We start from the raw sequence: 8736 nt of genomic DNA on the forward strand, positions 1-8736 counted from the left end.
CGCGGTTGCGCCCATCAGGAAGACGGTGCCGGCGGGCACGGTGTAGACACCGGTGTTGTCGGCCGGGCCGTCGTCGCCGCGCTGAAGCACGGCGTGGCGGGCCAGGGTGCCATCCGTGGCCGGCAGGTCCTCCACATACTCCGTCACATGCACGGTGCGGCCATGGTCGTCACGGTAGTCGTACGCCCCCGTCTCGTGCCGGGCGATCAGTTGGCCGTTCAGCACCAGCCGACCCTGGATCAGTTGCACCGTGTCGCCGGGAAGGCCGATGACCCGCTTCACCAGGGCGTCCTTGGCGTCTTCCGGCTTCAGCACGACGATGTCGCCCCGCTGTGGCAGATGGGGCAGCAGGCGGCCGTCGGCGGTGGGGATCGTCCCCTCCGGCAGGGTGAAATCCGGCGAATGGCGGCTGTAGCCGTAAGCGTACTTGGCGGCGATGAAATGGTCGCCCACGGCCAGGGTGGGCAGCATGCTTTCCGACGGCACATAATAGCTGCCGAAGGCGAAGGCCCGGAAGGACAGGACACAGGCGCCCCAGATCAGGATGAACCGGCCCCATTCCAGCACCGCGCGCCGCATCGTTTCCTCCCACTCTGTACGCCCTCAGGCGCCGGGCGCCCACATCCGCGGGCTTGGCTTATCCTCGGCTTCCGGTCCACTTCGTTTCCCGGAAGCCTCCGGCGGCCGCAGTCGCGGCCTACAGCGGCATGAGCGAAACTCATGCCGCTGGTCCTTGGTCCTATCGGCGATCCTACCGGACCGTCGCCGGCGATGATGCCGAAGGGCGGGACGGCTTGTCCATCGCGGCGTTGGCACCGGGAGGCTGGGGACGCTATATCCTTGGCCGCGTTCACCTTCGCCGCCGGAGTCCACCATGCCCGACCTGCCCGATCGCGTGGCCACCCGCGTCACCCTGCATGGCCGCGTCCAGGGCGTCTTTTACCGCAACTGGACCGTGGACCAGGCGCTGGAACTGGGCCTGGACGGATGGGTGCGCAACCGCAACGACGGCACGGTGGAGGCGCTGTTCGCCGGGGCGGCCGATGCCGTGGCCGACATGGTGGACCGGTGCCGTCGTGGCCCCGCCCATGCCCGGGTCAGCAATGTCGAGGCGGCACCCGGCACCGACCCGGGCGCCACCGGCTTCCATAAATTGCCGACTGTGTAGAGCGGAGCACCCAAAGCTGGGGTGGTCTTGACGCGACCGCGCCCGCCAGGCGTTTGGGGCTTAAAAGAAAAGGCCGCGTGGCCCGGATGGGCGGCACGCGGCCTTTTCGCTTTGGAGGCGTCAGCCGTTCAGCTGGCGGCCTGCTGCCGGGCTTCGTTGGGATCGCGCAGCACGTAGCCGCGGCCCCAGACGGTTTCGATGTAATTGCTGCCGTCCGTCGCCTGCGCCAGCTTCTTGCGCAGCTTGCAGACGAAGACGTCGATGATCTTCAGCTCCGGCTCATCCATGCCGCCGTAGAGATGGTTCAGGAACATCTCCTTGGTCAGGGTGGTGCCCTTGCGCAGGGACAGCAACTCCAGGATGCCGTATTCCTTGCCCGTCAGGTGCAGGGGCTGGCCCGACACATCGACGGAGCGGGTGTCCAGGTTCACCGTCAGGGCGCCGGTGCGGATGACGCTTTCCGAATGGCCCTTGCTGCGGCGGACGATGGCCTGCATGCGGGCCAGCAGTTCGCGCTTGTCGAACGGCTTGGTCAGGTAATCGTCGGCACCGAAGCCCAGGCCCTTCAGCTTGGCGTCCAGCTCCGTCAGGCCGGAGAGGATCAGGATGGGCGTGGTCACCCGGGCCGAGCGCAGGCGCCGCAGCACCTCATACCCGTCGATGTCGGGAAGCATCAGGTCCAGGATGATGATGTCATAGTCATATAATTTGCCGATCTCCAGGCCGTCTTCGCCGAGATCGGTGATGTCCACGATGAAGCCTTCGGATTTGAGCATCAATTGGATGCTCTTCGCCATCGAGGGATCGTCTTCTACGACCAGTACTCTCATGGGCGTCTTCCTTGAAAGAGGTGTAGTCTCAAGGACGTGGAATGTTAACTGCCGACTAGGTTAACAGATGCTGCGGCATTATGCTATGCGGGTAAGGCTATCCTTTAGCTAGCCCATCCGTTGTGGGCAACCCTCCCGGGCACGTGGCGCCAGGCCGCGGTTCGCTTGCGTAATGGATTGATATCACCCGATGTTAGGGCGTCGACGCAGACCATGACGATGTACGATCCCAGTGTGCTGATTCCCGAGATCGAGGCGCTGGCCCCGTTCAAGATATTCGGAAGGGTGACCTCGGTGCTGGGCATGCTGGTGGAGGTTGGCGGGGTGGAGCGCCGGCTGTCCATCGGCGGGCGCTGCCGCGTCATCTCCCGCGGCGGCCGGCCCGTGCCCTGCGAGGTGGTGGGCTTTCGCAACGGCAAGGCCTTGCTGTTGCCCTACGGCACGCTGGAGGATATCGGCCTGGGCTGCAGGGCCGAGGTATCGGAGGGCCAGCCGGAGATCAACCCCACCCCCGCCTGGCTGGGCCGGGTGATCAATGCCCTGGGCGAGCCGCTGGACGGCAAGGGCCCCTTGGCCGTCGGTCCCGTGGGAAATCCCATCAAGGCCGCCCCGCCCCAGGCCAGCACGCGCAAGCGGGTGGGGGAAAAGATCGACCTGGGCGTCCGCTCCATCAACACCTTCCTGTCCTGCTGCCGCGGGCAGCGCATGGGCATCTTCGCCGGCTCCGGCGTGGGCAAGTCCGTGCTGATGTCAATGCTGGCGCGCTATACCGCCGCGTCCGTCACCGTCATCGGCCTGATCGGCGAGCGCGGCCGCGAAGTGCAGGAATTCATCGAGGATGATCTGGGCGAGGAAGGCCTGTCACGCAGCGTGGTGGTGGTGGCCACCAGTGACGAGCCGCCGCTGATGCGCCGTCAGGCGGCCTACATGACCTTCGCGGTGGCGGAGCATTTCCGCGACCAGGGCCTGGACGTGCTCTGCATGATGGACAGTGTCACCCGCTTCGCCATGGCCCAGCGTGAGATCGGCCTGTCGGCGGGGGAACCGCCGACCACCAAGGGCTATCCGCCCACCGTGTTCGCGGAACTGCCGCGCCTGCTGGAACGCGCCGGCCCCGGCGCCGGCGACGGCACCATCACCGGCCTGTTCACCGTGCTGGTGGATGGCGACGACCACAATGAGCCCATCGCCGACGCCGTGCGCGGCATCCTGGACGGCCACATCGTCATGGAACGCCGCATCGGCGAGCGCGGGCGCTATCCCGCCATCAACATCCTGCGCAGCGTCTCGCGCACCATGCCGGACTGCAACACGGATGAGGAGAACGCCCTGGTCATCGCCGCCCGCCGCCTGATGTCGTCTTATAATGACATGGAGGAGATGATCCGCCTGGGCGCCTACCGCCGGGGCAGCGACCCGCAGGTGGACCGCGCCATCGAGCTGAACCCCCATATCGAGGGATTCCTGCGCCAGGGCCGCCATGAACGCAGCGACCTCGCCACCGGCTATGCCCAGCTGCAGGCCATCCTGAACGGCGCCGCCTGGCCCATCGGCTGAACGGCGCGCTGATCCATGAAAAGCCTGAAGACCCTGATCCGGCTGCATAAGAACGAGGTGGACGAGAAGCGGCGCCACCTGACGCAGCTGCGCGAGCATGAGGACCAGCTGACCCTGCGGCGCCAACAGTTCGAGGCGCAGGTGGAGATGGAACGCCAACTGTCCGGCACGTCGGTCGACATGGCCGTGGCCTTCGCCAACTACGTCCCCCAGATCAAGGTTCAGCGCAACGCCCTGGAACAGGCCCGCCTGCAGCTGGTGATCGCCATCCGCAAGGCGGAGGAGGACCTGGCCCAGGCCTTCCAGGAACTGAAGCGCTTCGAACTGGCGGAGGAGGAGCGCATCCGCAAGGAAAAGGCTGAACTGGCCCGCAAGGAGGCCATGATGCTGGACGAGGTCGCCGCCCAACGCCACCTGCGCCAGCAGGACGGGGGTGGCGCGGGGGAGGAGTAGGGCGCGCCTGTCGCCAGGGAACCCTCAGTTGAAATCATCGGGATGCGGGCCCAGGCGGCCGCGCGGGTCGTCCAGGCCGGCGATGCGGGCCATGTCGGCCTCGTCCAGGCGGAAGTCGAAGACGGCGATGTTCTCGCGGATGTGGTGTGGCGTCACGGACTTCGGGATGACACCGAGGCCGAGATCCAGGTGCCAGCGGATGATGACCTGGGCCACCGTGCGCCCATGCTTGCGCGCGATTTCGGCCAGCACCGGATGGTCCAGCAGTCTCCCCCGGCACAGGGGGCTCCACGATTGGGTGGCGATGCCGTGTTCCGCATGGAACGCGCGCAGCTCGCGCTGCTGGAACCCGGGGTTCAGTTCCACCTGGTTCACCGCCGGCACCACGCCTGTCTCATCGATCAGCCGGGCCAACTGCGGGGCCGTGAAATTGGACACGCCGATGGAGCGGGCTTTCCCGTCCTTCCTCAGGCCGATCAGGGCGCGCCAGGTTGCCACGTAACGGTCATGTGCCGGCCTTGGCCAGTGGATGAGGTAAAGGTCGACGGCATCCAGACCCAGCTGTTCCAGGCTCGCGTCCAGGGCGATGGCCGGCGTTTCGGTGCCGTGGCTGTCGTTCCACAGCTTGGTGGTCACGAACACGCGGTTGGCGGGGATGGCGGTGCGGCGCAGGCCCTGGCCCACGCCGGCCTCGTTGCGGTAGATGGCGGCCGTGTCCACCAGCCGGTACCCGGCCTCCACCGCCGCCGCGACGACCGGACTCACCTGGTTGTCGGCCGTCTGCCAGAGGCCAAGGCCCAACTGGGGCAGGGTGCGGCCGTCGTTCAGGGCAAGGGTGGGCTGGTTCATGGGGCGTCCCGCTTCCATCCGAAGGCGTTGACCAAGGTGGTGTGACACTGGTGGCCCGACAAGGGGCGGCCTGACAAGGGGCGGCCCGACAACGGGGGCTAGATACGGGTGACGGGGCCGCCGCCGCCGGCCGCCGCATGGTCCACCCAGCCGTGGGCGCCTGTCTGGAACGCCAGAGAGCCGGTGTAGCCCACGGCGGCCAGGCTGTTGCTGTAGATGCCGTGCAGTTCCCGCGTCAGGCTGGCGGGCAGCAGCTGGCGGGTGCGGATGACAAGGTCGAAGCGGCTGGTCCAGATCAGGCCGTCCAGCTGCATGGGGCCGAGCTGAGACAGCTGCAGGTCAATGAGGAAGCGGCGGAGCGGCCTGGCGTGGCCGGCGCGGGACACGGTCGCCTCTTCTTCCTCCTCATCCTCGTTGATGGCGCGGACATGCACCTGCAGGCGCCCGACCTCGTCACCGAAAGGCACGGCATAGATGCGCCAGCCATCCTTGTTGGGTTCCGCCGCCTGGGCGGCGATGCTGCTGAAGTCGTCGGCCAGGCGGGTGGACAGGCGGCCGCGCCCAGCCTTGCCCAGCGTCGACATCGCCTCCGATCCCAGCCAGCCGCTGGCGTCGCCGCCCCGCAGAGCCGCCAGGAAGACGACCAGGGTCTTGGTCAACTGCGGCGTGGGGCGGGGCAGGACGCTGTCGATCAGTTGATGGGCCAAGGAGGGGTTGCTGGCGGCGATGACGGCCAGGGCCTCGCGCAACGCCGGCCAGTCGCGGCCCCGCGCCGGATCGATGGCCGGCGGCACGGCGTCCAGATCCGGCGCCGGCGCGGCGGCGGGCGCGAGCTCCACCTTCGTGCCCGGCGGCAGGTCCGTGCGGGCCTGCAGCAGGAAGGTGCCCCGGGGCGTCTCCACCACGGGCTGGCCAGTGCGGGTCAGGGCCACGACGGTGCCGGGCACGGTGGGGGCCACGCCCGGTCGCGCCAGGACCGGGTCGGTGACAGTGTCCACCGGCGGCAGGATGCCAGGGCCGTCCCCGGGGCCGTCCACCTTGGGCATCACGCCCGGCCTGTCGTCAATGGGCCGCTGAAGTGAGACCAAGGTGAAGCTTATGGTCTGGCCCGGTGCCGGGCCGCCGGGGGCGTTCAGCGGGGAGGCATAGGCGCCGGCGGCCGGCGCGCTGCCGGAAGACGGCCCGGCGGCCATGGATGCCAGGTCCGCCGCCTGGGGCGCCAGGGCGCCGGGTAGGAGCGGGGCGGCCGGCACCATGCCTGCCGGCTGGGTGGCGGGAGAACCCACAACCGAGGCCAGGACACCGCCACCCATGGCGGCCGACGGGCCGGCCTGGCCGGCGGGGACGCTCGGGGCGGGCGTGCCCGCGGGAAGCGTCGGTGTGGTGGCTGGCGATGCCATTGGGAAGCCGCCGCCGGCGGCAGGTGGTACGGCCCCGGTCCCCATGCCTGGCACTGGCACGCCCGGCACTGGAACGCCCGGTACTGGCACGGCAGACTGGCTTTGCCCCGTGGGAGGCTGGGCCGGACCAGGGGAGGCCGGGGCAGTGGGTGCTGGAAGCGGAGAGAAGGGTGCGGCGGTGCCCGACGGCAGGCCCGTGCGCACGAAACCGGGACGGGTGTTCAGAAATAGGCCGCCGGTGACGAAGGGGGCCTCTTCCCCCACCGTCGGCACGACACCGGATGGGGGGCTGGGGACCGTGGGAGCACTGGGTTGCCGGGCCGCTGTCGCACCTTCGGGCTTTCCCAGATCGGGCAGGAAGTCCGGCACGCCCAAGGCGGCCAGCAGGGTGGCGGCACGTGTCATGGGCGCGGCGGCTGGCGGCGTTGTCGCGCCGGCCGTGGTGGGTTGTGCCGTACTGGGTTGTGCCGTTGGGGGCGGGACCGCCGACGGGCTGGGCGAGCCGGCTGGCGGGCTGGATGCCGGTGCACTTGGGTTGGTTGGCTGGGATGGTGCCGGGCCGGGGCCGGTGGCTGCCGGCGTGGACGGTGCGAAATTCGCCGGAAGACCACCCGCCGCCGGTGCCTGGGGGGGGAGGGGTGCCGGCGGGGCGACGTCAGGCAGCAGGTCGGCCAGTGACGGCATCGGCCCGGCGGCGCTGGCCATCTGTCCCCCCGTCCGCCCGCCCGCTGCCAGCAAATCCGCCAGACTGCCCGAGGACGGCGTCACGGGTTGAGACGGTGTCGCCGCCGGTTGGCCGGTGGTCGGGGTTATGTCGGTGTCGGCGCTGGTCTGAGGGGCGGCGCCCTGGCCTATCGCGGCCTGGCTGTTGCCCGTCTGGCTGCCGGCCGTCGTGGGGGCTGGCGCCGGTTGGCCGGTGGGCGACTGACTGCCGGGCGATTGACTGCCGGGCGATTGACCGGGGGCCGGTTGGCTCGGGGATTGCCGGCCACCATCCCCATCCGTCAAATCCGGCTGGTCGCCGGTGTCGCCCCGGGCACTGACGATCAGGCCCAAGCCCAGGCCCTGGTTGATGTCCGACGGTGGTGCCGAGGTCGTGGGGGCCGACACGCTGGTGGCGGGCGTGTTGGCGGGGGCGGGGTTCAGCAGCACCGCCGCCAGGGTGGTGCCCACCTGCAAGGTCGGCAGGGCGGGCGCCTGGGCGGCCGTCTGCGCCGGGGGCTGGGTGGTGTTCTGGGTTGGGGCGCTGCCGGCAGCCTGGCTCGCGTTTTGGGCCGCGCTTTGCGCCACCACCGTGGCGGTCAGGGCGGTGCCCGTGCTCTGTGCCGGGATCTGCAGGATTACGGGGCGGTCGGTGGGCAGGGTCTGGTCGCTGCGCACTTGCACATCGCCGGCGGCGGTGCGCAAGGTGGCCTGGTCACCCTGCTGTTCCGTCACCATGCCGCTGACGGCCAGCGCGCGGGCAAGGCCGGTCAGCTTTTCCGGCAGTTGGGTCACCGTGACCTGGCCCAGCACCGTGGGGGCGGCACCGGCGCCGGCGGCCGTCTGGGAGAGGGCCGCCTGGGTGGTGATCGGCGGGGTCTGGACGCCGGCCACGCCGGATCAGCCCCCCAGGTTCAGGCGGTTGGCCACCGCCTCGATGTCGTGCGCCGCGTCGGAGGTGGGGAAACGCACGAACAGCGGCGACTGGTTGCGGATGGCCTCGCGCACCTTGGCGTCGCGCCGTACGATGCCGCCCAGCTTGGGCGACATCTTCAGGTAACGCTGGCAGACGGTCAGCAGCTTCTCATAGGTCTTTTCGCCCAAGGCCTTGCTGTCGGCCATGTTGATGACCACGCGCAGGTCGGCCATGGGGTTGGCTTGATAGCTGAGCTTCAGGAAGGCGTAGGCGTCGGTGATGGAGGTCGGCTCATCCGTCGTCACCACCAGGGTGGTGCCAGCGGGGCCGGAAAAGGTGCGGACCATTCGGTCCACGCCGGCACCCAGGTCGATGACCACCCAATCATAGGTCTTGGCCACGTCCGCCAGTTCGGTGCGCAGCTGGGTCAGCCGCGCCGGTGGCAGGTTGGCCAGGCTGCCGGAACCGGAGCGGCCGGCGATGATATCGAACCCGCCTTCGGGGAAGCGCTGGGCCGCCCCTTGCAAGGTCACCATGCCGTCGATCACCTGGCCCAGGTCACGCTTGGGCATCAGGCCCAGCTGGATGTCCACGTTGGCCAGGCCCAGATCGCCGTCGAACAGCAGGGTGCGCTTGCCGCTGCGGGCCAGCGCGTGCGCCAGCGTCACGGAGAAGAAGGTCTTACCCACGCCGCCCTTGCCGCTGGCGACGGCCAGGATGTTCTGACGCCGCAGGGGCATCACGTTGTCGGCGGTGGTGAGCGCGCCGGTCGGGGAAAGAAGGTCGTTCATGCGTGGGTCCCCGTTTGCTTGGCGCGGCGTTCACTGGTTTCTGTGCCGGGCATCATCAGGCGGGCGAGCG

8 protein-coding genes are annotated in these 8736 nt (G+C 69.3%); 3 read left to right on the forward strand and 5 right to left on the reverse strand.

Going from position 1 to position 8736, the window contains the following annotated elements; genetic code table 11:
- Positions 1 to 579, reverse strand: a 579-nt coding sequence (gene lepB, locus I55_RS16575) for a signal peptidase I (RefSeq protein WP_044561688.1), incomplete at its 3' end; no start/stop codon positions are given.
- Between the two features lie 295 nt (positions 580 to 874).
- On the opposite strand from lepB, the gene I55_RS16580 reads away from it, so the two are divergent.
- Positions 875 to 1168, forward strand: a complete 294-nt coding sequence (locus tag I55_RS16580) for an acylphosphatase (protein WP_044561689.1) — start codon at positions 875 to 877, stop codon at positions 1166 to 1168.
- Positions 1169 to 1296: 128 nt separating this feature from the next.
- Here the strand turns inward: I55_RS16580 and ctrA are convergent, their stop codons facing one another.
- Entirely contained in the window at positions 1297 to 1998 is a 702-nt protein-coding gene (ctrA, locus tag I55_RS16585; RefSeq protein WP_044561690.1) for a response regulator transcription factor CtrA, read from the reverse strand.
- Between the two features lie 219 nt (positions 1999 to 2217).
- Here ctrA and fliI point away from each other — a divergent pair, with 219 nt between their 5' ends.
- Together fliI and I55_RS16595 are read left to right on the forward strand one after the other, a co-directional pair.
- Complete coding sequence (fliI, locus tag I55_RS16590; RefSeq protein ID WP_085940031.1) at positions 2218 to 3555, forward strand: flagellar protein export ATPase FliI; 1338 nt, start codon at positions 2218 to 2220, stop codon at positions 3553 to 3555.
- Between the two features lie 15 nt (positions 3556 to 3570).
- A complete protein-coding gene (locus tag I55_RS16595; RefSeq protein WP_044561692.1) occupies positions 3571 to 4008 on the forward strand; it encodes a flagellar FliJ family protein in 438 nt (145 codons plus the stop codon).
- A 24-nt stretch (positions 4009 to 4032) separates the two neighbouring features.
- On the opposite strand, the gene I55_RS16600 is transcribed toward I55_RS16595, so the two are convergent.
- The 3 genes from I55_RS16600 to I55_RS16610 all read right to left on the reverse strand — a co-directional run bounded on the left by I55_RS16600 (position 4033) and on the right by I55_RS16610 (position 8666).
- Positions 4033 to 4857 (reverse strand): aldo/keto reductase, encoded by an 825-nt coding sequence (locus I55_RS16600; protein ID WP_044561693.1) that lies wholly within the window; start codon positions 4855 to 4857, stop codon positions 4033 to 4035.
- Between the two features lie 98 nt (positions 4858 to 4955).
- Positions 4956 to 7853: a hypothetical protein gene (locus I55_RS16605; protein ID WP_044561694.1), complete on the reverse strand. Its 2898-nt coding sequence runs from the start codon at positions 7851 to 7853 to the stop codon at positions 4956 to 4958.
- A gap of 6 nt (positions 7854 to 7859) precedes the next feature.
- On the reverse strand, positions 7860 to 8666 hold the full coding sequence (locus tag I55_RS16610; protein WP_083901171.1) for a MinD/ParA family protein: 807 nt from the start codon (positions 8664 to 8666) through the stop codon (positions 7860 to 7862).
- Positions 8667 to 8736: the final 70 nt, after the last annotated feature.

This window comes from Azospirillum sp. B4 (assembly GCF_000333275.1).
Taxonomy (GTDB): Bacteria; Pseudomonadota; Alphaproteobacteria; order Azospirillales; family Azospirillaceae; genus Nitrospirillum.